Here is a 25,151-nt window from a genome sequence, read left to right on the forward strand (position 1 = left end):
TATTGTTCAGGGTTTTGATTGTAAAACTATGCAGGTTTTAATAATTTTTATGAATTAACAATTATTCATTGATAATTACTAATTAATTTAAGATGTACTATAAAAGACTATTAATCGCGAATCGTGGCGAAATTGCTCTTCGAATTATGCGCACAGCAAAAGATTTGGGCATACATACTATCGTTGTGTATTCCGAACTCGATCGTCAGGCAGAGCATGTGTTGCAAGCTGATGAGGCTTATTCACTGAAGGGAAATAATCTGCAGGAAACTTATCTAAATACCAATCAGATTATTGAAATTGCACGCAGGGCTAATGCTGATGCCATTCACCCAGGATACGGTTTTTTAGCCGAGAATGCAGTTTTTTCTCAATTATGTGCCGATAATGAGATGGACTTTGTGGGACCAGATGCAAATGCGATCGAATTAATGGGAAATAAGGTAAATGCTCGTGAATTTGCCAAATCGATAGGTGTTCCGGTCTTGGAAGGAGTTGTGGGTGACTCGAATAAATTAATAGAGGAAGCCAAGGAAATGCAGTTTCCACTTTTAATTAAAGCTGCAGCCGGTGGTGGTGGTAAGGGAATGCGAATTGTTCATAAAAAAGAAGAATTACAGAGCGCTTTGGATTCTACATCGCGCGAAGCTTTAAGCTATTTTGGAGATGGTACCGTTCTAATAGAAAGATACATTCAGAATCCTCGACATATCGAAGTTCAGGTATTAGCAGATAAACATGGAAATGTGGTGCATTTATTTGAGCGGGAGTGTTCCATACAAAGGCGCTTTCAAAAAGTGATTGAGGAAGCTCCTTCGCCAACATTAACGCCCGAATTGAGGAAAGAAATGGGCAATATGGCTGTTTTCTTAGCTCAGGAAATGAATTATACCAATGCAGGAACTATAGAGTTTTTGGTGGATGAGGAATTGAATTACTACTTTTTGGAGATGAACACTAGAATTCAGGTGGAACATCCAGTAACAGAAATGATTACGGGGATCGATTTAGTAGAACAACAGTTGTCGATCGCTTCGGGGCGTAAGTTAAAGTTAAAGCAAGAAGATATGCGTATAAAAGGGCATGCTATCGAAGCTAGAATTTATGCAGAAGATCCTGAAAACGAATTCATTCCATCGCCAGGTGAAATTAGTTTTTACAAAGCGCCAAAATTGTTTGATGGTCGACTGCGTCTCGATTCAGCAATTGTTGGGCCATGTACGATTCATCCGGATTACGATCCGATGATCGCAAAATTGATTGTTTGGGATGAAAATAGAGATTTAGCCATTGAAGGATTGCATCATGCTTTACACAATTATGAGATACACGGGATTAAGAATAATATCATGTATCTACATACTTTATTGAATACCAGCTTCTTTAAGCAAAATAATATTTCAACTCATTTTTGTCAGGATCATAACGATGAACTGATGCGAAAGATGAAGGAAGATAAATTGGAAATACCTGCTATTCTTTTTCAAATCAGCTTTGCTTTGTTTGAATTGAATAGGGAAAAGGCAAATTCTGTTTGGGAAGAAATTGGTTATTGGCGACAACAAGGTACCAAGCTTCGGATTGTGGATGATGAAATAATAGATATTGAAATAAGAAGTGAAAATCCATGTGAGCTTGTAATTTCTGATAGGGTTTATTGTGTTGAAAATGTGATAATTGATGGCAATCAACTAATGTTAGAGTTTAACGGTGTTAGATATTTGTTTTACCGATCGAAATATTCTGATGGCCAAAGCTTTTTGAGCTGTAATGGGATTGTTCGGGAAATGATGAGATGGTCGGAGATTCAATCGAGTATTGAAAATACGGGTGTTTCGGAACGAAAAGAAAGCGATGGAAGTATTATATCTCCAATGCCTGGTAAAGTGGTGAAAATTGAAGTTGCGGAGGGACAGAAGGTTGCTAAAGGCGATGTTTTGATGATTGTAGAAGCAATGAAGATGGAAAATAGCATACGTGCTCCTTTCGAAGCAATAATTGAAACTGTTTTTGTGAGTGAGGGAGATCAGGTGCAAAACAGAATGAAATTAATGCACTTGAAGGAAACAAGTAAGAATCCAATAGAAAATAAGGAAGAAATGGTTTAATTCCTTGGATAATTAAGGTTTCAAATTAATAGTAATAAGCCGAATATCAGATAGTAAGTAATTATAAGTAGATGTATTGGAAAAAAGATTAATCACACGTCTCGATTTTAGAATCTAGAGCTAATTTATTAAAATATGAAACGTCCATGTCAAAGCAATTTTAACACACAGGGGAATGATTATCCCAACATGGTAAGTTCCATATGGCAAAGACATAAAATAATAATCATATGAAAAACAAAATCAGAATTGCAAATGCAGGTGGTTTCTGGGGCGACGACCTCGGAGTACTTCGAAGACAGTTGGAAGGTGGAGATGTGGATTACATATCGTCCGATTTTTTGGCTGAAGTAACAATGAGCATTCTTCGTAAGCAACAGTTGAAAGACGAATCTTTGGGCTATGTTACTGATTTTGTGGATCAAATAGTAGATGTAGCGGATTTAATGAAGGAAAAGGGCGTTAGAATGATTACAAATGCCGGGGGAATAAATCCAATAGGTTGTGCTCGTAAAATTCTCTCGGAATTGAAAAAGAAAGGGGTGTCGATTAAAATTGCTGTGGTCGAAGGGGATAATATCATTGAAAGAATAGACGAGTTTTATCCTGGTAAAACCAGTTTTAAGAACATGGATACCGGTGAGGATTTTAAAGACATTTTCGAGAACATACAAAGTGCAAATATTTATTTAGGCGTTCCACCTTTATTAAAGGCTTTGGAAAGCGGTGCCGATTTAATATTGGCGGGTCGGGTAACCGATACTTCAGTAACAATGGCTCCTATGATTTACGAATTAGGATGGAAATTGGATGATTGGGACAAGTTAGCCGCAGGTTTAATTGCCGGTCATATTATTGAATGTGGGGCGCAGTCAACAGGTGGAAATTTTACCGATTGGCAAAAAGTAAAACGATGGGATAACATGGGATATCCTATTGTTGAAATGAATAAAAATGGAGAGTTTTTAGTCTATAAGCATGAGAATACGGGCGGTTTAATTAGTATAGACACAATTCGCGAGCAATTGGTATACGAAATGGGTAATCCCGATCAATATATTAGTCCGGATGTGGTGGCTGATTTTAGTCAATTGAAACTAGAATTGATTGGAGAAAATAAAGTATTGGTAAAGAATGCAAAAGGGCATCCATCTACTCCGTATTTAAAAGTTTCGATGGCATTTGAGGATGGTTATAAAGCAACAAGTTCGATTGTTATAAGTGGCGGAAAAGTATTGATTAAAGCACAGGAGTTCGAGAAAATATTTTGGCAACGGTTAAAGCACACTTATTTAAAGAAAAACACCGAATTTGTAGGATATAATTCTTGCCATCAACATTTGGCGGAAGATATTAATCCGAATGAAATTTTATTGCGCTTATCGGTTTACGATACCAATGTTGAAAAGATTAAGGATTTTTCGATGAGTATTGCTCCTCTAATTTTGAGCGGACCTCCGGGAGTTGCTGTAACAGGAGGTAGAGCGCGAATGCAACAAGTAATTACGTATTGGCCAACATTAATTCCTAAAACTTGTATTTCTTCGATGGTTTATGTGTTGGATAAAGAAGGAGAAATTAAATTTAGTTCCGAAATACCTTCTGTTCTAGGAAATGAACAGGAATTAGTAGCCAAGAAAGCATCGAATTCTTCTACCAATAATCAGAATAAAGAAAAAGGTGTAAAAATGTGTGCTGTACCTATCCGAGAAATTTGTCTCGCTCGTTCCGGCGATAAAGGTGATACAGTAAATATTGGAGTATTGGCTCGTTCTAAAGAAGTATACCACTTCATAAAGCAGGAATTAACATCGGAACGAATCGCAGATCTGTTTTTAGGTTTGTCAAAGGGAAAAGTAACAAGATTCGAAATCGACAATTTAATGGCTTTGAACTTTTTATTAGAGGAAGCTTTGGATGGTGGAGGAACAAAATCATTAATGATTGATGCTCAGGGTAAAACATTCGCATCAGCACTTTTAAATCAAGAAATTGTAGTTCCTGAAGAAGTTCTTTCGTCTATTTCATCGGAGGAGTTTCAAAAATAAATCAGAATGGAATTTGCGAAATCATTGATAGTTGCTAACTTAATCAAAGGGAATTAAAAGCTTTGCGAATGGTAAAGCTCTGATACATTGCCGATAAAACTAAATGCGATTATATGTTTCCATATTTGAATGATGAACATGACACGATAAGAAAAGCGGTTCGCGATTTTGCGGAACGGGAAATAAAGCCATTAGCTCCGCAATTGGACGAGAAGGAGGAGTTTTCTGTTGAATTAACACAGAAAATGGGCGAAATGGGATTGTTTGGGATGACACTTCCCGAAAAATATGGCGGACACGCTACCGATTATCTTTCCTATATTATTGCTGTTGAAGAGATAGCGAGAGTGGATGGTTCGCATGCTGCAACTCTTGCTGCTCATAATTCCTTGGGAATTGGTCCCTTGTACGAGTTTGGAAATGAAGAACAAAAACTAAAATACCTACCTGCACTTTGTTCCGGCAAGGAATTGTGGGCATTTGGATTGACCGAGCCTGAGGCTGGATCGGATTCCAGAGGATCAAAAACATTTGCAAAAGATATTGGTGATCGTTGGGAAATTAGCGGTTCGAAAATTTTTATTACAAATGGCTCAACTCCTTTATGTTCGGGCGTTACCGTGCAGGCAGTAACTGCAATAAACGGTAAAAAGAAAGAGTTTACCACCTTTATAGTCGAAAAAGGGACTTCTGGTTGGAAATCGAAAGCGATGCACGGAAAAATGATGTGGAGAGCTTCCGATACTTCGGAAATGTTTTTTGATGCTTGTCGGATTCCCAAAGAAAATATATTAGGAGAGCGTGGTATGGGATCTAAAGTGATGCTAAAAACTTTAGATTCAGGAAGGTTGTCAATTGCTGCAATGGGATTGGGATGTGCTCAGGGGGCGTATGAACTGGCTTTGGCTTATGCCAAAGAGAGAAAACAATTTGGAAAAACCTTGTCTAAGTTTCAAGCTATTTCTTTTAAATTAGCCGATATGGCTTTGAAAATTGAGCTTGCCAGAAATCTGTTATACAAAGCATGTTGGTTAAAAGATACAGGAAAAGAATATGGGAAAGAGGCTGCCATGGCTAAATTGTACTGTTCCGAAATTGCCAAAGAAGTGGCCGATGAAGCAGTTCAAATTCATGGGGGATATGGCTTGATGAAAGAATATCCAGTTGAGCGCTTTTACCGCGATCAACGGCTTCTTCAAATTGGCGAAGGCACATCTGAAATTCAACGATTGGTTATTTCAAGATATATTGGGTGTTGACCCGATTTTAATAGGATTTTAAAAAAAATAAAAATACGAATGTAAAAAAATAATAGAGAGCATAAGTTGCTATCATTAAAATACTTAATATTAAATACTTAAACCATGAGTAGAGAACTGATACTTGCCTTAAATCCGAGAATGCAATTTACACGAATCGCTGTTTATCGGATGAACTCTGCGGTTTTTTTGAAGAAAATTAACCACAAGCCTGAGGAAATTGCTGATTTTAAATGCTTTTGCGATCAAATAAAATTTCGCACAAAAGTGATTATGGATGAGCTAAAGGCTAATGATATTGCTATTGATGAAATAAAAATCATAATTGGTCGGGGAGGACTTCTTAAGCCTGTTAAATCGGGAGTTTATCGGGTAAATCAACCCATGATAAAAGACCTTTCAAATTGCGAATTTGGGAATGATGTTGTGAACTTAAGTGGATTACTTGCTAATAGTATTTCGGAACAAATTAAGGGTTCTGAAGCTTTTGTTGCCGATCCGGTGGTAGTTGATGAATTAGAAGATATTGCCAGAATTACGGGGCGACCAGAATTTAAGAAACGTTCTATTTTTCATGCTCTGGATCAGAAAACAAGCGCAAGAAGATACGCTCAAAGTATCTATAAGAAATATGAAGAACTGAATTTAATTATTGCTCATTTAGGGGGAGGAATCAGTATTGGAGCTCATCAAAAGGGGAAAGTAGTCGATTCAAATCAGGCATACGATGGCGATGGACCGTTTTCACCAATTCGAAGTGGAAGCTTGCCTATGGGCGAGATGATTCAAATGTGCTTTTCGGGAAAATACAGTCGCGAAGAAATGATGAAAATGCAGACTGGTGAAGGTGGTTTATATGCTTATTTTAAAACACATAGCGGATTTGAAGTTTGTAAGATGCGTGATGCAGGTAATGCAAAAGCTAAAGAAGTTTTGTCCGCAATGGCTTATCAAGTTGCTAAAGCAATAGGTTCCATGTATCCGGTTTTTGGAACTGAAACTGTTGATGCTATACTTATTACCGGAGGTTTGGCTAAAGATGAAATTCTGGTTAAGGAAATTAGAAGTAGAGTTGAAAAAATTGCTTCTGTTACTATTTACCCAGGAGCCGAAGTGTTGGGAGCATTGAGCGAATATGGCCGACTTATTTTAAGAGATGAAATTGAAATATTGAATTATTAGAAAGTTTTATCCTAATTTATAATTAATAAAAACCAGCTTCGGCTGGTTTTTTTTATGCTCTAAATAAAAAATATTTTAGTTTTAATGCATTTGTCAACTAGTAAATCTCACATTAATAGCGAATTGCGTTTATTAGCGATAAAAAACGACTTCGGAGTGATAAATGTCGATTTAAAAACCAAATTCCTCGTTTTTTAAACAAAACAAACCTCTTTATTCAAGTTTATAAATCTCGCCAGCCATTTATTGATAAGCCTTTAGCATTCTTATATATTTAAAAAGTAGAAGGAGGAAACTTCTTTATGCTAAAAATGGAACTACTAAAATTAATCTTATATTCTTTATTATGAAAAAAACTCGCTTATTTTTTCAACTTATAGGAATTGGAGTTTTTGCAATTTCCTTACTAATAATTAGTTGTACAAAGGAGGGACCTATGGGGCCTGCAGGAGCCGATGGTACAAATGGAATTGATGGAACCGATGGGAACTCAACTTGTTTAGATTGTCATGCTACCGAAACGAAATCTAGTATTGATGCTCAATTTGCAATGTCTGTTCATAGTAGCGGTATCAATGCAGTTGATTATGCTGGTGGGCGTGCTTCATGTGCTGCTTGTCATTCTCATCAGGGATTTGTACAATTTGCAAATACAGGTGCCGTAGCAGGTGATATTACGAATCCTACCGCATGGGAATGTGCTACATGTCATGGTTTGCATGAATCGTTTGAGGGTAAAGATTATGCCTTACGTCTTAAAGATCCTGTGAAACCAATATTTGATCCTTCCATTACAATGGACTTAAATGGAAGTTCAAATTTATGTGCGAATTGTCACCAATCACGAAGAGCTGAACCAATTATTGATAAACCAGGGGATACTTACACAATTACAAGTACTCATTACGGACCTCACCACGGAGCACAAGCGAATGTTGTTGCTGGTGTTGGATTTGCTGAAATTGCTGGTTCTGTTGCTTACCCTGCAGCTGGTTCCGCAGTTCATTTAGCACAAGCTTCATGTACTGGTTGCCATATGTCAGAATTTGATGATGCTAAAGATCAAGGTGGACACACTTATAATCCTTCTTTATTGGCTTGTAATACTTGTCATGGTGTTGAAGAGGATGATTTTAATTACGGCGGAGTACAATCAATTGTCGAAGGGCAACTTGAAACACTTAGAGACGAGTTAGTTCGTTTAGGAGTTGTTGCTTGGGTTGAAGCTGATGCAGCTTACGAACCTGTTGTTGGAACCTATCCAATGGTTCAAGCTCGTGCATTTTTTAACTGGGCTGGATTGGATGAAGATCGTAGTTTAGGTGTACACAATCCAAAATACGTGAAAGCTTTATTACAAAATTCAATTGAAGCTTTAGAGGCTATTCCAGATCCATCATAGTTCACAAAATAGTATAAAAAAAAAGTTGCTCTATCTTTCGATGGAGCAACTTTTTTTTTTGACTTTTGGAATCGAATTTAATTCATAAATTGTTTGACTATCTTTTTGCTTTACTCTTTGTTTTGCTTGAAGTTCTTCTCGTACTAGTCGAAATTCCAAAAACGCCTAAAATTCCTCTGGTTAGTTCACGAACTATGGTAGTTCCTATGGAACTGGTCATAATTTGTTCGAATTGAGTTTTTTCTCTTCTTCTGGTTTTAGGTTTTGTTTTAATCGTTGCTTCCTTTTCCTCTTCTTCTTCTTCTTCTTTTTCAAGCATATGCTCAATGCGATCCATTAGTATTTCATGGGCACTTTCGCGATCTATTTCCTGATTGTATTTAGCGCCTAACTCTGATTTTTTTAGGATGCTATTTATTTCTGAAGGATTTAAAATATCCATTCGAGAATAAGGAGGTCGCATTAATGAATGAACAAGTGGTGTTGGTCTTCCTTTTCGATCGAGAGAAGAAATCAATGCTTCGCCAATTCCCAGTTCAGTAATCAGATTTTCAACATTGTAAACGTCACTTTCAGGAAAATTTTGCGACAATAGTTTAATTGCCTTTCTGTCTTTTGCAGTAAAAGCTCTTAATGCATGTTGAATTTTAAAACCTAGTTGGCTCAAAATATTTTCCGGAATATCATCGGGAGTTTGGGTGATAAAAACAATTCCAATACCTTTCGAGCGAATCAATTTAATGATTGTATCTAGTTGATCTAAAAGTTCTTTGCTTGCGTTTTTGAAAATTAAATGTGCTTCATCAATAAAAATCACTAGTTCTGGTTTATCCACATCTCCTTTTTCAGGAAAAACTTCGAAAACTTCTGCCAATAATGCCAACATAAAGGCCGAAAATAAAGTAGGTTTCGATTGAACATCCGTTAAACGGATAATATTTATCATTCCCAATCCATTTTCATCTACTTTACAAAGATCGTCTACATCAAAAGAAGGCTCTCCAAAAATTTGATTTCCTCCTTGTTGTTCCAGTTGGGTTAATCTTCGCATAATAGCATGTGCAGAGCTGATTGGAACCAAACCATACATTTTCTGAATCTCATCTTTTCCTTCGTTGCTGGCATAACGAAGAACCGTTTTTAAATCATTTAAATCAAGTAAGGGTAGTTTCTTGTCATCACAAAATAAAAATAGAATTGATAATAAGGAAGTTTGTGTTTCATTTAAAGACAGAATTTTGCTTAAAATAACAGGTCCAAACTCCGAAATTGTGCTTTTTAGTAGAATTCCTGGTTCATCCGAAATACTCATAAATTCAATCGGAAAGCTTTTCCCCACCCAATCCATTTGAATATGATGAGCACGTTTTTCGATGATTTTATTGGTGCTGCCTTCCGCCCCTAAACCACTAATATCTCCTTTTATATCCATCACTAACGAAGGAACACCAATACCGGAAAGTTCTTCAATTAATACCTGTAACGATTTGGTCTTCCCAGTTCCAGTAGCTCCTGATATTAAACCATGTCGGTTTAATGATTGAGCAGATAATGTAACTTTTTGCCCATCAATCGGAGTTGCATTAACCATTACACCTCCTAGTAGCAATGTTATTTCATTTGTCATCTGATTTCTTCTTTTATACGATTGACTTTTTATTTTTATATGCTAATAAATTTAATTAAATTAGTGTTAATAGACCAATTAGTATTGCGAAAAGTATTGCTTAGCAAGAAACAAATAAAAATAAGTTAAATTGTAATATTTTGATTTTTCTTTTTTAGTCTATTTCTGCTCTTTTTTGCAAAATCCGAATTGGATATTTTTAACTATTGCGATCTGCTCTCTATTGAAATTTGCGTATTAACTAATTGGAGAGAATTCTCTTTTACATACTTTTCTATAAGTATTTATCGTTGCAAACTAAATTCCCATATTTTTTCAGAAGATTGAATTAAAAAAGCCTCTGGTTTTCGTACAAGAGTATTCCTTTATTATTACAGATAATGCTTTACGGATTTTGCTTGTAACATACAGAATGGTTTGTATACTAACAAAGTAACTGTATATTTTTATACAGAATTAGAATTGTTAATTTGATAATTAATTTAAATCATGATTAAAGATTTAATAAGTAAAGCATTAAGCAGTGAAGGAGCTGGATTGCTGGAAGGAATCGGCTTAGCACCCGATAAGCAAAAGAAAGCTCTGGATTTAGCAAATAAAAGCGTTATTGGAGGACTTACAGAATCTCTAAGCGCAGGAAAAATAGGTGATATTACAAGTGCATTTTCTGGTGGTTCTTCGAGTTCTTTGGTACAATCAATTGTATCTAACTATGGCTCGAGTCTGATTGCCAAATTAGGTGTAAATAGTTCGATGGCAAACACAATTAGTTCTGCAATAATTCCTATGGTTTTTAAATTCATAAATAATAAAGATGATGCACCTACGAGTAGTGATGAAGGTGTAAAGGATTTATTGGGTGACCTGGTTGGCGGTAGTATTACCGACAAATTAGGAGGTATGTTAAAAAATAAGTTTAAATTTTAAAAAGTTAAATGATGACAAAAAGTATTTCAGAAATTGAAGGTATTGGACCAGCCTTCTCAGCAAAGTTAGAAAAAGCAGATGTTAAGACAGTTAGTGGTTTATTGGAAAAAGGATGTACCAAGGCTGGTCGAAAATTAATTGCTTCGGAAAGTGGTATTGATGAAGGTAAAATTCTGGATTTTGTAAATATGGCCGATTTATTTCGGATTAAAGGAATTGGAAGTCAGTTCGCAGAATTGCTAAAAGTGTCGGGTGTTGATACCGTAAAAGAATTACGGAACCGAAATGCGGAAAATTTACATGCTAAATTGATCGAAGTTCAAAAAGAAAAAAAGATTACCCGTGCTGTTCCCGGAGCAACTCAAGTGGAAGACTTTATTAAACAAGCAAAAGAATTACCTCCAATGGTAACTTATTAAAATGAAAAATAAAAACCGGAATTTTCCGGTTTTTATTTTTTTGTCATTCTCTGATTATTAAATCTTGCTCTCTTCTACTTTAAATTCTAATTTTTCAATTGCCTTTTTTAATTTTGCTTTGTTTGTAAGTTTGGTTTTAAAGGTGATACTTACCTGTTGTTTTTCAAAATCAACAAGTAAAGCTTTTACTCCTTTTTCAAATGGAATGTTTTTTTCAATTTTACTAACACATCCAGTACAATCCATTTCTACCTTAAAAATAACAGTATCCATTTTTTTATCTTCCTCATTTCCTGCAAAAGCAGTTGAAGAAATAAAAATGATACTAAGTGCAATAAAAAATCTTTTTAAAATAGGTACTAAGTTTTTCATGTTGTTTGTTTTTAAATGTTTATATCTTTTTATTCAATAGTTAGGCGAAGCCCTAAATAAAATTTTCTTTCTTGAATTGGTCCCCAAATCATAGAAGCATCAAAGTATTCTCCAAAAGGTTCTTCAGCGCCAATAATGGGATTCTTTTGAGTGTAATTTCCAAGGTTTTCAGCACCTAAATACAATTCCCAAATACGAAAACGCTTTGTAATTTGTGCATTTAGTAATGCATAGGCCGGTGATTTTTCTCTTCGTTGAAAATCATTTGGATTATCTTGAGTAGATGGAATTCTCATGTCACCGTTAAATTGAGTTGTGAAATCGAATTGCCACTTATTAAAGTTGGTTGCGTACGAAAAGTTAACTAAACCTTTGAAACGATTCACGTATGGAACCTTTCTGAACTCATTATTGATATCTGCCTTAACATCCGAGAAGCGAATTGCCGTTGTTACATCTAATCGTTCAATTGGTTCAAATTTGATCTCAGCCTGATAGTTGTTGGCCCAGGATTTTCCATCTAAATTGTAAAATTTAACACTGTTTACGCTATTATCAAGATCAACCATTACTTGATTATCGAATGTGGTTCGGTAAAAGTCAGTAGCAAGAGTAAATTCTTTTCCAAACAAGTTAAAATACTGAGTAAAGCTTAGGCCAAAGTTCCACGCTTTTTCTTGTTGTAAATTGTCTGCTATCTCGAATGATCGGCTCGAAGCTAGTAAAAAACTGTTTTCAGCAATAGGATTTGAAGTTCGTCTGCCACTGCCACCAGCGATACGAACTGTCGATTTTGGTGCAAATTGATATCTAAAATGTATACGTGGTGTTACAAAACCACCGAAGATATTGTGATCATCGTATCGTAAGCCTGTTTGCAGCGTAATTTGATCATTAGGAAGCCATGTGTATTCCATATAAGCACCAGCAATTTTTTCGGTGCGGTTGGTTCCTAAATCATCGCCAGATAAATAATCGTTAAAGTCATCGTAAATATACGATAGGCCAGTAGTATACTTGTGTTTTAAATTCCCGATATAGGATTGAAATAGCAAATTGGCATAAAAATATTTCTGATCGGCATTGTAAGTTCTTAAGCCATAAAAGGAATTTTGCTCGTGCGATGAAAAATTTGTTATTAATGCAATGCTCTTATCATCATTTTTAGGGAATAAGTATCCAATTTTTGCAAATGCTTCATATCGGCGTGTGTCAATATTTATTCGGTAGGCATTGTTGGTATCATTCGGAAGGTTCGTTTTATAGCCTTTTTGACCACCAATTCGTTGTTCGTCGATGAATTTTACGCCAAATTGAGTTTTAAAAGTCTTACTAACTTCCCAATTCCATCTATTCACAAAATTGTATTGAGTCACCATTGGATCATCTAAAAAATGATCATGATTCATATCAATTTCTTTATCATTATCCTGAATATGAGCAAGAATAGACGTTGATAGTTTTGGTGAAAACTTCACAGAAGTAATCGCATTAACCTCGGACATACCCATGCTATTTGCATAAGTATTTAGATAAAATTTTGGTGATTGTTGAGGTTTTTGATATTCAATATTGATTTGTCCTGTTATTGACTCAAAACCATTAATAACAGATCCAACTCCTTTCGACACTTGTATGGATTCCATCCAAGGTCCAGGAACATATACCATTCCATAAACAGATGCTAATCCTTTAAAATTTGGATTTTTTTCTGTCATCATTTCGATATATTTTCCTGTTAGTCCAAGCAGTTTAATCGATTTTGCACCTGTTGCTGCATCGGCGTAAGATACATCTACCGAAGCATTGGTTTCAAAACTTTCTGAAAGATTACAACATGCAGCTTTACAAAGTTCGGCACCAGTGATGCTTTGCGATTGTATCGGATTATCACGATCGAGCACGGTACCAAGCTTTCTTTTAGAAATAACAACTTCGTTTAGTGCTATATTCGGAACCAAAGTAGCTATAATTTCATTTTCGTATGATTCATTAATTATAAGTTCCTGAGAAGTATATCCAACAAATTGAATTACCAAAATGTTCGATTTATTGGTGGTGTTGATTTCAAATTTACCCTTGCCGTCGGTTGCAGTTCCAATATTGGTGTTTTTCCAAAATACGGAAGCTCCAGGCAAAGGAAGAATCTCTCCTGTCGATGATTTTTCAATAACCTTACCTTTCATAAGATCTGCAAAAGAAAATAGCGGAAGAAGAGAGAGGAATAGTATTAGTATTCTAGTTTTCATATGATTATAATTTGTTTTTTAGTTGCCATATGGAACTTACCATGCTGGAATAATCATCTCTCTGTGTGTAGAAAGCTTTGTACATGGACGTTTCATATGATTATAATTTGTTTTTTAGTTGCCATATGGAACTTACCATGCTGGAATAATCATCTCCCTGTGTGTAGAAAGCTTTATACATGGACGTTTCATATAGTTGCATTTAGGAATAAGAGAATGCATAGCTATGCTGTTCTTATCCAAATGAGAATAAAAAATAATAATTGTAATAATTTGAAAGAGATCTTAAAAAAAAGTCTCTAATGTAAAGGGGAGATGTACTGGGAAATCAACAACGATAGGTACAGAGTAGGTTTAGATCCGTTTCTGAATTTGGTAGAAGATAAAATGCAGTTTGTTCTGTATCTTTTGCTTCCGATAATAATACTAATAGTTTAATACTCTGGCAGATGAAAAGAATAGTCTCGTTTGCCAATGGAGCTTTATTTTGCTTTGTTATCGTGGTTGTTGGGTTGTTTTTCAGATAAATAAGCTGATAATCACAGCAATAACTGTCGTGTTCACAGTCTGTAGTTATATCTGAACAATTGTGTGCATGATCGTGATTACAGGAACAATCATTTTGATCTGACTCAGGAGAATCGTTTTGTGTCAGTTGAATAGTTGAATGATTACAAGAAGAACAACTGTGCTTAAGAAGATGAATACCACAAAATCCTGCAAGGTAGAATACCAGCAGAACTATAGATATGATATTTTTAACTGTTTGTTTCATCTTGGGTTGTTATACTAAAGACAAGCATTCCTGCAAAATGGGTGAATCAATAGTGAAATATTTATATTAAAATTTGTTAAAATGGATTGAAACAAATGTAAGTAGGAATCTGCTAATATCATATTAAAAAAAATATTTTAACAAAAAAATAACCGAATCCATTGGGTTCGGCTATTTATTTACTGTTCGTAATATATTAATGCCAACCAGTTATCATGCTTTTAAAATTATTACTAATAGAGCTTCCTATTGTACAAACATACACATGGATAAATAAGAAAAGAGATAATACAAACCCAATAATTACATGCACCATTGCAGTTAGTAACAGTCCACTAAAACCAAATACTTGGGGAATAATAATTTCGGGAAAAAGCATTGCCATTCCACTAATTATAATTATTGGGAATCCAACATACATAGCAATAGCGTAGATAAAACGTTGCATGGGATTAAACTTGTTCTCTGCAGTAATAGGATAGGGCGCATTTTGTTTCTTAAACATTCCAAAAAGATAGTATATCGATTGGTTGTATATTCTAGTAAACAAGCCTTTGCTTTTCATTTTGTACTGTTTTCCGTTGGATGTAAACAAATTTCCAAAAATAAAAAGTAGGTAATTAATGCTTATTAGTATGCCACAAAGATTGTGAAGTTCAACAGATAGTTCGAAGGAAATTAATAAAGGATTCTCGGGATTTGAATATTGCATACTAATTCCAGATATCAGTAATGTAATAAAAAGGACTGCATTTATCCAGTGCCAAATACGAATCCAAATTGGATATAAATATAGTTTTTCGCTTGCCATATTATTTACGTTTAAAGATTCGAAATAGTGTGTGGATAAAAATTCCAGTAAGAACCAGTCCAAAAATAATTACACTTAATATATTCAAATACTGATTACGGTTTGCACCTATTACATACGACTCATTAAGAATTACCGCATTAATAAAACCACCGCTTTTGCGTGATTCTAAACTTTTGTACTTGTAAAGGCTAGCCATTAAATGCGAGTTTTCGGAATGGCATTTAGTACATTTCCTAATGGCATCTTCTTTGGGCATAACAACGTGGCTTACCAGAAGACTATCACTAAGTTGTGTGTGACATTCAATACATCTAACATTTTTAAAATGGAGCTCTTGATTTGGTAACCAGCTGTGAGATTTTAGAATGTTAATACTCTCTCTCTCGGTAAGTAATTCAAACTGACTTACATCAGCATGACATTTTAAACAAATATTATTGTCATAAGTAACGGTTTCGGAAATTTTTCCACCTTTACTGGCTTGTGTTTTGTAGGAATGAGGATTATGACAACTCCAGCAATTAAAAGCATCAGGAGCTCGATTGTAATGCATGCTCTCGTAAAATGCTTCTTCAATTTCATCGAAATGAAATTTTGCATATTCAGGATCACCACCATGACAATCATTACAGGCATACATCAATTCCATTCTTAAATTGCCTGCATGCGGAAATGTTTCGTATTCCGGAGAATGACAATCGGTACACTTGAACATTCCATGGTTCGACTGAGCATATGCAATGGTATCTATTAGTCTGTTTTCGCACATGGCTTCCTTTATTTCAATGCCAAAATCTTCATTCATATATTTGAATGTGTGATTTCCGTGACAAGAAAGACATTTTTGATTTTCTGGTTGATTTTCGTTAATGGCATCCTGCCCGAAACCAAAAGAAACAGTGCAAAGGAAACCAGTAATCAGAAATAGATATTTAAAAATGTTTTGCTTCATTCTTAAAAGATTAAGTGTTTGCAATATGGTTTTTATCGATTGTCAGAAAAAAAGGGTATAAATTTATTATACCCTTAAATTTTGCTTGAGTAGGTGCTATTTTTTAAAAGTACGCATGTAATTTACTACTGCCCATCTTTCCTTTTTACTAGGAATTTTAGTTTCATAGTTTGGCATTTCATCTCTTCCAAAAATAGATTTATACATTATTTCACCATCTGTTTGAGCATGAAATTCAGCACTTGCAAAATCGCCAGGGAATGTTTTTAGACGAGCAGCTTTTGGTCCATCTCCTAATCCTGCATTTCCATGACAAGAACGGCAATGCTTCATATAAACCATTTTTCCCGTGTTCACGCCAGCAGCATCTTTCGCTAAAGGATTTTCCATACTTTTGTACTCAGCAGGAACTTCCCATACTGCAGCTTTTTTTTGTTGTTGTACCGTAAAGGCAAATCCAATGGTCGCAATTGCGATAAGAATTAAAAATTTCATCTTTTTCATAAGTTATTTCTTTTTTTAAGAGAATTAATTAGAATCTTACTAGAATATTAAATCCAACAAGAAAATCTCCATCTCCAATTTTGTTTTTATTGTATAAAATGTTTCTTTGTGGAGTAATTCCCTCGTAGTTCGACATAAACACTTGAAACACATGAGTACTAGTGCCAATTTCCATACCAAAAGTTAAGTTGGCTTCAGGATCTGTTTGATCTGAATTGGTATATTCTCTCATATCATCAATATTTAAAGGTTGATCGTATTCGAAAAACACCGACATTGATGGGGTTACTTTTGCTCTACCAGAAAGAGTTAAAGCTATTTTATCATGTTCAACAAGTGAATCTGTTTTATTAAAATGGGTAAAGCTAGGAGCAAATTGCAGAGATATTTTATCATTAAATTTGTGTGCTACAATTATTTGCGAGAAATATCCAAGCCTATCCGAAAATGCGTAGTCGTTTCCAAATACAAGCTTATCTTGGGAGTTAATAGAAAGGTTTCCATATAAAGCCACCGAAACAGGTATCGAATTCGATTCTGTTTGGGTAAAAACCCGGTATTTTCCTTGAAATTCCTGTAGCTTAAATTCTTTTGTATAACCATAACCAAGCATAAATTTTGGGGTGATACCATAATTTAAGCCCATTCGAATGTTCGATGTGGCGTAAATACCAAAAACATCTTCTAATCCATTTTCAATTAACCCAAAACGATGTTGGATGTGCATTTCAAATTCGCCAGCATATGGTGTTACTGTTGTTTGGGTTTCTCCAAGCAAACCAGTTTCAAAAGTCCCGGCAACCGGATCGTTTGCAAATTCATCTTCTTGAGCAAAACAACTTTGTGATGCACTTAAAATAAGAATAAGAAGAAAAGAAAGGGAAATTAATCCTGAAAATGCAATCTTCATAAATTTCTGAATTGTATATTTAGATCTTAGCATAGTGTATAGTTTTAGTTGTCGTTAGCTCCTCTGGTGATCCACTCAAGTAGTAATTGTTTTTCGGTTGCCGAAGCTCGGGTACTATGAGATCCTTCCAAAAGGACTTTATAAATTTCACTGTTTTCAGGATTATCTGTATCGATATATCCGTTTGTTAATGCATTGTAGGCATTAGATGCTCTAAGATCTGGATTAATTCCACCATCATGGCAATTGATGCAATTCGAAGTAAATATAGGAACGATATCAGCACTAAAGGAGATTTCCTGATCTGGTGGAATCACTATTTGATCCACTTCAATGGTATCGTATTCGCATGAAACAAAACACAGAGTTGTCAGGAAAACCAGTAAAAGACTTACTAAGTTGTTCTTTTGCATAGTATTGAGGTTTTAAATTTAAGTACAAATTTGCGTCGACGATGAAATACACCTTCTTCACTAAAGATAAATATTTGCCTTTACCGCATTGGTATTGACACACCGAGATTTATTTTATCAAAAAAAGGAATTTGTCTAATTCAAATCGATATTTATCAGTCTTTTACTAGGCTTATCGCAGTCTTTTCATTATATTGAATAGTGTTTTGAAACTAACACAAGCGTTTCCAGACAATAATTGCTTAAAATAGACTATTTATTTTTTTGATGTTTGAAAATAAATTTGAGAAATCACTACTAATTGTACCCTATATCTCTAAATTATTATGGCTAAATTTTCAAAAACAGAGAATTGTAAAAATTGTATTGATTGCAATAATCGAATTCCAATGTTAAGTATTCTCTCTAAACAAGAACTTACTGAATTGAACGAAAGTAGATTTGAAGTAAAGTTTAAAACCGGAGAAACAATTTTTAAACAAGGAACTTCGGCAACTCATCTATTGATTTTAACAACCGGATTGGCTAAATTGTACGTAGAGGGAGTTCAGGATAAACAGCTGATAATTAGAATAATAAAACCATGGGAGATTATTGGGCAAGCTTCTTTGTATTTCGATAATCGACATCATTATTCCATTGCGGCACTTGATAATACAACTGCCTGTTTTATCGAAATAGATGCATTTAAAAAAGTAATTCAGACAAATCCACTTTTTGCCGAAGAATTTATTAAAAATTGTACGCAAAAAGGAATTTTTTCTTTTGAAAAAATGGTGAGTTTATCGCAAAAGCAAATGCATGGTCGTATTGCTGATGGACTAATCTACCTTGCGAGTAAAGTGTACGAAGACCTAAATTTTGATCTGCATCTATCAAGACAAGATGTTGCTGATCTTACTGGTATGTCGAAGGATAGTGCCATAAGAATTTTGAAAGAGTTTCATAACGAAGGCATAATCGATTTAGATGGTAGAAAACTAAAAATACTCAATTCCAAACAATTGGAACGAATTAGCGAAACAGGCTGAGACAATAAAGGAAACGAGAGGCAAAGACCTCTCGTTTTTAGTGGATATGTAATTCCTTTAAATTTCGTTCAATTACTTTTCGATTTAGTTGCTTTCCTATTATTACAATTTTACTTTCTTTTAATTCGCCAGTTTCCCAGCTTTTCCCAACGGTAGCTTGTATTTGAGTATGCACAGATTGAAGAATGATGCGTTTATCAACTCCTTGTAAATAAAGAATTCCTTTAATTCTATAAATACTATCCTGATTAAACTTAAGAAAAGCATCTAACCACATTCCTAATTTCATCTGATCCATGGGAATGGTAGAGGTGTAGCACATGTTCTCAATTCCATGCGTTAATTCGTTCGTACTATTAGAATTTATTTCAAGCCCCAATACAAACTGGTAAATTTTGCTCGGATCGTAAGAAAAAGAATCCAACAAATTCATGTTTTTAGGTTTTGCAAAAACACATTCTTCAATTTTTGCAAATTGGTTAATTTTTTCGATCTCCGCTCTAACTAAGTTTGTTTTTTCGCGTCCAGCTAGATCGGTTTTATTTAGTAATATTTGGTCCGAAATAGCAATTTGTTTAGTCAGTACAATTTCTTTGTTAAGGATATGGGAAGCATTTGTAGCATCTACCAAACAGATTACGGCATCTAACTCAAATTCTTTTTTTATGAATGGATCAGTGATGAAAGAAGCAAGAATACCGCCAGGATCTGCAATTCCGGTAGTTTCAATTAATAGATGATTGAATTGATGATTGGATTGAATTAGATTTTGCAGTACAACATACAATTCATCATTTAAACTGCAACAAATACAGCCATTACTTAATTCAAAAATATTTTCATTTTTTATATTTGTAACTAATTCAGAATCAATGTTTATTTCGCCAAATTCATTCTCTATAATCGCGAATTTTTTATCAGGATAACTTGATATTAGCTGATTAAGTAAGCTGGTTTTTCCTGTGCCTAGGAAGCCTGTAATAATTGTAACTGGAATTTTAGACATAATCATATTCATTTAAAAGCTTTCCCAATGTACGATTTCATCCAATGATTTTCGTTTTTTTTCTGGTGTCACGATGTCGGAAGGGTATCCTAAAGAAAGAATAGCAATAGGCTCAATCCGATCTGGTAAATTAAAGAAATCAATGCATTTTCGAACTTGAAAATTGCAGATCCAGCAGGTACCCAAACCTAGTTCTGTTGCCTGAAGAGTCATATGATCGATGGCAATGGCGGCATCAATATCACAATGATCTTTTCCATCCTCATTTCGTTTCCAGGTTTGGGAATGATCTCCACAAATTACGATGTAAACAGGAGCTTGATTAAACCAATCGCGATGATAAATTTCGGCGAATTTATTGTGATTTTCAGGTTCACGAACCACAATAAAATGCCATGCTTGTTTATTCGATGCTGAAGGTGCAATTCGTCCTGCTTCTAATATTGCAATCAGTTTTTCCTGTTCTATTTCCTTCGGCAAATAGGACCGAACAGAGTATCTTTGTCGAGTAAGTTCTTTAAAATTCATAGTGTTAATTAATAGTGTTCGAGTAATAATTTTCACAAAAATGGAAAATAAATAAGACTTCACGCTTATGATTTTTCATTTTGTTGGGATCTAGGTTTTGTTCTATGCCATTAACAACATTTTTGTACCTTTGGCATTCAATTTTTGAAAGTGATTGATGATGAATAGAGAGATTAAGAAAAATATCATGTTCCAATATCTGATGTTATTGGTTATAGCTGCTACGGCAGGACATCAGGGATGGAGAACTTTATTCAATAATTTTGCAGTAGAAGAAGTTGGGATTAATGGTTTTCAGGTTGGTGTAATTCAATCGATACGGGAAATACCTGGTTTTTTAGCTCTTTTGGTTGTGTATTTATTATTAGTAATTAAAGAGCATCGTTTATCTGCTTTATCAGTACTTTTTGTTGGTTTAGGAGTTGCGTTAACCGGATTTTTCCCATCATTTTTAGGTTTAATTATTACTACTCTTATCATGTCTGTTGGGTTTCATTATTTCGAGACTACAAATAAATCTCTTACTCTTCAGTATTTTACCATAGAGCAGGCACCCATAGTTTTTGCAAAACAAAGAAGTTGGTCGGCTATTGCAAATATTAGTATGGGAGCTTTTGTTTATGGAATTGCCCATTTTATTTCCATGCAAGCTAGTTTTATTTTAATTGGAGCAGTTGTTTTTTGTATTGGTATTTGGGCTTTTTTCTGGGATCCTGTGGATAAAAACATTCCACCTCAGAATAAGGGAATGGTGTTGAGAAAAAGATATTGGCTTTTTTATGTGCTTAATTTTTTGAGTGGTGCACGTCGTCAAATTTTTGTTGTTTTTGCGGTTTTTATGCTAGTGCAGAAGTATCACTACACGGTTCAGGATGTTGCGATTCTATTTGTTATAAATAATGTTATCGCCTATTTTATTTCGCCACTGATTGCGAAAGGTATCAATCGGTACGGAGAACGTAAAATGTTAACATTGGAATATATTGGTTTGGTTTTCGTTTTTTTAGGATATGCTTATATCGAAAATGCACTTGTAGTAGCTGGATTATATATTCTTGATCATGTCTTTTTTGGGTTTTCGATGGGAATCAATACCTATTTTCAGAAAACCGGAGATTCCAAAGATATTGCGCCTTCCATGGCCGTAGGTTTTACGATTAACCACATATCTGCCGTCGTTATACCAGTTATTGGAGGTTTGTTATGGATGATTAATTGGAGAATTCCATTTGTATGTGGAGCTATTCTTTGTTTAATATCCTTGGCTTTTGTTCAAAATATTAGAACAAACACTAAAAATTGATTATGAAAGAAACAGAAAAAATATATCAGTCTCTGTTGGAGATGTATAAGAATGGGATTCAATCGAAAGAACCTAAAAAAATTCGTGAATTTTTAAACGATAATTCGGTAGAGCTTCTAAAAGAAGATGCTCGGTTTTATCTCGAAATACTCCAATTGCGCGCGGCTTCTTTTTCTTTGTTTGGGGAATTAAATGAAGCAGGAGAAGAGTATCGTAAGGGATATGCTTCTTGTTCAACAAGTGGTAAGTGGGTTTATGGTTTAAATTGGGCTTTGCAATTTATGGCTGAATTTTCATTCAAACGTGATAAGGCTAAAATTCACGAAGCAATGAATAATGGAATAAAAGTTCTGGATCAGGCTTTAATTGACTTGCCTTTTGATAAGTATCGCGATTTCTATTTTTTATGTCTTTCCAATGTGAAAGCTTTTATGCTTTTAAATTCGGATAGAAAAGAGGAAGCTTTGGCTAGCTATGCAAATTGTAAATTTATACCAGTACCTATTCCCGAGTACAATGATAAGGAATCGTTGCAAGTTCTTTTTGCTCATTTCACGAAAGGAATTGCAGTAGCCATTGAATTGAAAAATTATGACTTACTGATGAATTTGATGAAGGTGATCTCTATTGATGATCAAACCCTAAATGCTGAAGGAAGTTTGTTTAGGATTTTTTACGAAACCCTGGTAAGTGCTTTTGATATGCGTGCTGAGTTTATTACAGAGTTTAACGCCATGTTTAAAATTAAGGATGTGCTGGTTAAAACGACTCCTCATTTTGCCAGGTTTTTGGATTTGATTGGGGAACAGGATTTGGATAAATTAGATCTATTTTTTCAGAAATCATTTAGCTAAAACATCGATGAATAAAAATTGTTTTTGTGGCAATACAATTGCATACAAAGAGTGTTGTGGAGCAATTCATTCTGGAGAGCGAAAAGCGATTAAGGCAGAAGATTTAATGCGTAGCAGGTATACTGCTTTTGTTCTTGCCGATGTAGATTATATTTTAGCTACTTATTCATCCGAGACATGTCCTTCCGATCAGAAAAAGGAAATTTTAGAATGGACTAAATCTGTTGAATGGATTGGTCTAGAAGTTATTAATGTGGAGAAGGGAAGTGGAGAAGATGCTATTGGATGGGTGGAATTTAAGGCAAGTTTTATTGAAAAGGGACAGAAGCAAATGATACACGAAAAATCATTTTTCAGGAAAGAAAATGATAGCTGGGTATATGTGTCGGGAGAATATATAAAACCTGCCAATAATAAAAAAGAGAATTTACCAAATAGAAATGATTCCTGTTATTGCGGAAGTGGTAAAAAGTTTAAAAAGTGTTGCATGTAGTAATTATGAATATATAAAATGGCTGTTTTTTTTTGCAAAAACAGCCATTTCTTATTTTCTATTAACTTTTCCCCATATTTTTTAGAACGGAAAAGGTTTTATCAATATCAGTATCATTTACAACTAAGGTAAATTCATTCGTTGTTGAGATTACTTCGCGAATATTAATGCCAGCCCAAGCTATGTTTTTAAGAATAAAGTAGTAGAAACCAAGCTGTTGGCTATTTGTAGATGGTAACTTTAAGGTTACCGACGACAAATCTTCACTTTTACTTACCAACATTTCATCAGTAAATACCAGTTCAACCTTTTCTCTTAAAGTGTTGCTAACTACTAAATTGGATTCGAAAACTCCTTGCACCATGGTATAGAAAAATTCTTGATTCGGACCAATAGATTTTAACAATTCTGTATGTTTTTCGATCAAGGAATTTGAGTTTTTATAGGTGAAATCAACCAATTGTGAGCGAACAATAATATCACCAACATTTGTAATAACTTCCTTCAATCCTGGATTAATTTTCACCTCCAAGCTTGGTGCTAATCGGTTTAATGCCATGATGATAGCGCCTAGTTTAACTGGCTTTTTTACGCTTTGTTCAACCTGATCTTGTATTTTGCGAGCCAAGGAAGAAATGTTTATTAAACCATCTACTAAAGCTTCAGCTAAAAAGGGTTGTGAGCTAACTATTTTTTCTACAACTTGTGGAATTGTTATCATGAATTAAAGTTTGTGTTGAAAAACTACACAAAGATGTTCAAAAATTAACAGAATGTAGAATTAATGAATAATTTTTCTAAAAATTTCGTTCATTTTATTGTAGGATCTATATTTGTGCCCGTTAATAAAATCTTGCGGACGTCCGTAAGTTATAATCAAGGAGTATATATAAATGAAAAAAGCCTGGCAAGGATCTATTGTTGCTATTGTAACACCTTTTAATATTGATGGTAGTATTGATTATACTGCTTTTGATAATTTGATTGATTTTCATTTGAATAATGAAACCGATGGAATTGTAGTTTGTGGAACCACAGGGGAAGCCGCTACTCTTAGTAAGAAAGAATATGCCGAACTAATAAAACATACTGTCGATAAGGTGAATAAACGAATTCCGGTGATAGCCGGTTCGGGTACAAATTCAACATCCGAAGCAATTCAAAATTCTTGCTTAGCAGCATCTCTTGGTGTTGATGCGCTTTTGGTGGTATCACCTTATTACAATAAACCAACAAGAAACGGGTTAAAAGACTATTTTTCTCAAATTTCGAAAGCGGTTACTATTCCAATTCTTCTATATAATGTTCCAGGAAGAACAGCGGGTAATATTCCTGTTGATTTGGTGGTTGAATTGGCCAATGAATTTGAAAATATCGTTGGAATTAAGGAAGCTTCGGGAAACCTAGAGCAATTGGCTTGTATCTTAAGAGATAAGCCCGTTAATTTTATGGTTTTTTCGGGGGATGATGCTTTGGCTTTTCAGGCTGTTTGTATGGGAGCTAGTGGTGTTATTTCTGTTATTGCGAATCTAATTCCTAAGGAGTTTCATGATTTAATGAATTTTGCAGCAAAAGGAGATTTAGTAGCATCAAAAGAAATCTATTTTAAATATTTAAGATTAATTCAGTTGTGTTTTATCGAGTCGAATCCAATTCCTGTGAAAACAGGTTTGGCGATTATGAATAAACTTGACGAAAAATTTAGATCGCCGATGTCGTTAATGATGGATGAAAATAGAGTTTTATTAGTGAATGAGATGAAAAAACTTAAGCTAATTTAATACGTTAACGATTTTTATAGAATATGGAGCCACTTTTTTAAGTGGCTTTTTTTTATGTATACCACTTTCCCTGAACTTTGTATTTAGCATCTATTGAGAGTGTTACTGCTAGCAAGTACTTGAACTAAATTTTTATTGAATTAGATAATTTTAATCGAGTTATTAATTTACAATGATAAATTGAAACTAATCCG

23 protein-coding genes are annotated in these 25,151 nt (G+C 34.5%); 12 read left to right on the plus strand and 11 right to left on the minus strand.

The window, feature by feature from the left end; genetic code table 11:
• The first annotated feature begins 92 nt into the window (after nucleotides 1-92).
• The 5 genes from BZG02_RS15445 (at nucleotide 93) to BZG02_RS15465 (ending at nucleotide 7,999) form a co-directional block, all read left to right on the plus strand.
• Nucleotides 93-2,108 (plus strand): ATP-binding protein, encoded by a 2,016-nt coding sequence (locus tag BZG02_RS15445; RefSeq protein WP_101262345.1) that lies wholly within the window; start codon nucleotides 93-95, stop codon nucleotides 2,106-2,108.
• A gap of 230 nt (nucleotides 2,109-2,338) precedes the next feature.
• Nucleotides 2,339-4,156 (plus strand): acyclic terpene utilization AtuA family protein, encoded by a 1,818-nt coding sequence (locus BZG02_RS15450; protein WP_101262346.1) that lies wholly within the window; start codon nucleotides 2,339-2,341, stop codon nucleotides 4,154-4,156.
• Between the two features lie 113 nt (nucleotides 4,157-4,269).
• Nucleotides 4,270-5,415 carry an acyl-CoA dehydrogenase family protein gene (locus tag BZG02_RS15455; protein WP_101262347.1) on the plus strand — a complete coding sequence of 382 codons (1,146 nt, stop codon included), beginning with the start codon at nucleotides 4,270-4,272 and terminating at the stop codon, nucleotides 5,413-5,415.
• A 105-nt stretch (nucleotides 5,416-5,520) separates the two neighbouring features.
• A complete protein-coding gene (gene buk, locus BZG02_RS15460; protein WP_101262348.1) occupies nucleotides 5,521-6,597 on the plus strand; it encodes a butyrate kinase in 1,077 nt (358 codons plus the stop codon).
• A 346-nt stretch (nucleotides 6,598-6,943) separates the two neighbouring features.
• On the plus strand, nucleotides 6,944-7,999 hold the full coding sequence (locus BZG02_RS15465) for a hypothetical protein (RefSeq protein WP_101262349.1): 1,056 nt from the start codon (nucleotides 6,944-6,946) through the stop codon (nucleotides 7,997-7,999).
• Between the two features lie 97 nt (nucleotides 8,000-8,096).
• Here BZG02_RS15465 and BZG02_RS15470 read toward each other — a convergent pair whose 3' ends face one another.
• Nucleotides 8,097-9,626: a helicase HerA-like domain-containing protein gene (locus tag BZG02_RS15470; RefSeq protein WP_101262350.1), complete on the minus strand. Its 1,530-nt coding sequence runs from the start codon at nucleotides 9,624-9,626 to the stop codon at nucleotides 8,097-8,099.
• Between the two features lie 489 nt (nucleotides 9,627-10,115).
• Here BZG02_RS15470 and BZG02_RS15475 point away from each other — a divergent pair, with 489 nt between their 5' ends.
• Together BZG02_RS15475 and BZG02_RS15480 are read left to right on the plus strand one after the other, a co-directional pair.
• Complete coding sequence (locus tag BZG02_RS15475) at nucleotides 10,116-10,553, plus strand: hypothetical protein (protein WP_101262351.1); 438 nt, start codon at nucleotides 10,116-10,118, stop codon at nucleotides 10,551-10,553.
• A gap of 11 nt (nucleotides 10,554-10,564) precedes the next feature.
• A complete protein-coding gene (locus tag BZG02_RS15480) occupies nucleotides 10,565-10,972 on the plus strand; it encodes a DUF4332 domain-containing protein (RefSeq protein WP_101262352.1) in 408 nt (135 codons plus the stop codon).
• 57 nt (nucleotides 10,973-11,029) lie between these two features.
• Here the strand turns inward: BZG02_RS15480 and BZG02_RS15485 are convergent, their stop codons facing one another.
• From BZG02_RS15485 to BZG02_RS15515, 7 genes are all read right to left on the minus strand, one after another.
• Entirely contained in the window at nucleotides 11,030-11,344 is a 315-nt protein-coding gene (locus tag BZG02_RS15485; RefSeq protein ID WP_101262353.1) for a heavy-metal-associated domain-containing protein, read from the minus strand.
• A gap of 29 nt (nucleotides 11,345-11,373) precedes the next feature.
• Complete coding sequence (locus tag BZG02_RS15490) at nucleotides 11,374-13,593, minus strand: TonB-dependent receptor (protein WP_101262354.1); 2,220 nt, start codon at nucleotides 13,591-13,593, stop codon at nucleotides 11,374-11,376.
• Nucleotides 13,594-14,564: 971 nt separating this feature from the next.
• Nucleotides 14,565-15,179 (minus strand): cytochrome b/b6 domain-containing protein, encoded by a 615-nt coding sequence (locus tag BZG02_RS15495; RefSeq protein WP_101262355.1) that lies wholly within the window; start codon nucleotides 15,177-15,179, stop codon nucleotides 14,565-14,567.
• 1 nt (nucleotide 15,180) lies between these two features.
• Nucleotides 15,181-16,134 (minus strand): cytochrome c3 family protein, encoded by a 954-nt coding sequence (locus BZG02_RS15500; RefSeq protein ID WP_101262356.1) that lies wholly within the window; start codon nucleotides 16,132-16,134, stop codon nucleotides 15,181-15,183.
• 96 nt (nucleotides 16,135-16,230) lie between these two features.
• Nucleotides 16,231-16,638, minus strand: a complete 408-nt coding sequence (locus tag BZG02_RS15505; RefSeq protein ID WP_218972259.1) for a c-type cytochrome — start codon at nucleotides 16,636-16,638, stop codon at nucleotides 16,231-16,233.
• 28 nt (nucleotides 16,639-16,666) lie between these two features.
• Nucleotides 16,667-17,581 carry a DUF5777 family beta-barrel protein gene (locus BZG02_RS15510; protein ID WP_101262357.1) on the minus strand — a complete coding sequence of 305 codons (915 nt, stop codon included), beginning with the start codon at nucleotides 17,579-17,581 and terminating at the stop codon, nucleotides 16,667-16,669.
• Between the two features lie 11 nt (nucleotides 17,582-17,592).
• Nucleotides 17,593-17,961 (minus strand): hypothetical protein, encoded by a 369-nt coding sequence (locus BZG02_RS15515; protein ID WP_101262358.1) that lies wholly within the window; start codon nucleotides 17,959-17,961, stop codon nucleotides 17,593-17,595.
• 326 nt (nucleotides 17,962-18,287) lie between these two features.
• Here BZG02_RS15515 and BZG02_RS15520 point away from each other — a divergent pair, with 326 nt between their 5' ends.
• Entirely contained in the window at nucleotides 18,288-18,992 is a 705-nt protein-coding gene (locus BZG02_RS15520; protein WP_101262359.1) for a Crp/Fnr family transcriptional regulator, read from the plus strand.
• A 37-nt stretch (nucleotides 18,993-19,029) separates the two neighbouring features.
• Here BZG02_RS15520 and BZG02_RS15525 read toward each other — a convergent pair whose 3' ends face one another.
• Together BZG02_RS15525 and BZG02_RS15530 are read right to left on the minus strand one after the other, a co-directional pair.
• The gene (locus BZG02_RS15525) at nucleotides 19,030-19,998 is read right to left on the minus strand and encodes a CobW family GTP-binding protein (RefSeq protein ID WP_180335749.1); all 969 of its coding nucleotides are present in this window, start codon (nucleotides 19,996-19,998) and stop codon (nucleotides 19,030-19,032) included.
• Between the two features lie 12 nt (nucleotides 19,999-20,010).
• Nucleotides 20,011-20,526, minus strand: a complete 516-nt coding sequence (locus tag BZG02_RS15530; RefSeq protein ID WP_101262396.1) for a nitroreductase family protein — start codon at nucleotides 20,524-20,526, stop codon at nucleotides 20,011-20,013.
• Between the two features lie 160 nt (nucleotides 20,527-20,686).
• Here BZG02_RS15530 and BZG02_RS15535 point away from each other — a divergent pair, with 160 nt between their 5' ends.
• The 3 genes from BZG02_RS15535 to BZG02_RS15545 are packed head-to-tail and all read left to right on the plus strand — an operon-like array spanning nucleotide 20,687 to nucleotide 23,176.
• Nucleotides 20,687-21,829, plus strand: a complete 1,143-nt coding sequence (locus tag BZG02_RS15535) for an MFS transporter (protein WP_101262361.1) — start codon at nucleotides 20,687-20,689, stop codon at nucleotides 21,827-21,829.
• A gap of 2 nt (nucleotides 21,830-21,831) precedes the next feature.
• The gene (locus tag BZG02_RS15540) at nucleotides 21,832-22,683 is read left to right on the plus strand and encodes a hypothetical protein (protein ID WP_101262362.1); all 852 of its coding nucleotides are present in this window, start codon (nucleotides 21,832-21,834) and stop codon (nucleotides 22,681-22,683) included.
• 7 nt (nucleotides 22,684-22,690) lie between these two features.
• Nucleotides 22,691-23,176: a YchJ family protein gene (locus BZG02_RS15545; RefSeq protein WP_101262363.1), complete on the plus strand. Its 486-nt coding sequence runs from the start codon at nucleotides 22,691-22,693 to the stop codon at nucleotides 23,174-23,176.
• 61 nt (nucleotides 23,177-23,237) lie between these two features.
• On the opposite strand, the gene BZG02_RS15550 is transcribed toward BZG02_RS15545, so the two are convergent.
• On the minus strand, nucleotides 23,238-23,897 hold the full coding sequence (locus BZG02_RS15550) for an aspartate kinase (RefSeq protein ID WP_101262364.1): 660 nt from the start codon (nucleotides 23,895-23,897) through the stop codon (nucleotides 23,238-23,240).
• 172 nt (nucleotides 23,898-24,069) lie between these two features.
• Between BZG02_RS15550 and dapA the strand changes: the two genes are divergently transcribed.
• Entirely contained in the window at nucleotides 24,070-24,957 is an 888-nt protein-coding gene (gene dapA, locus BZG02_RS15555) for a 4-hydroxy-tetrahydrodipicolinate synthase (protein ID WP_101262365.1), read from the plus strand.
• Nucleotides 24,958-25,151: the final 194 nt, after the last annotated feature.

This window comes from Labilibaculum filiforme, from assembly GCF_002843315.1.
GTDB lineage: Bacteria > Bacteroidota > Bacteroidia > Bacteroidales > Marinifilaceae > Labilibaculum > Labilibaculum filiforme.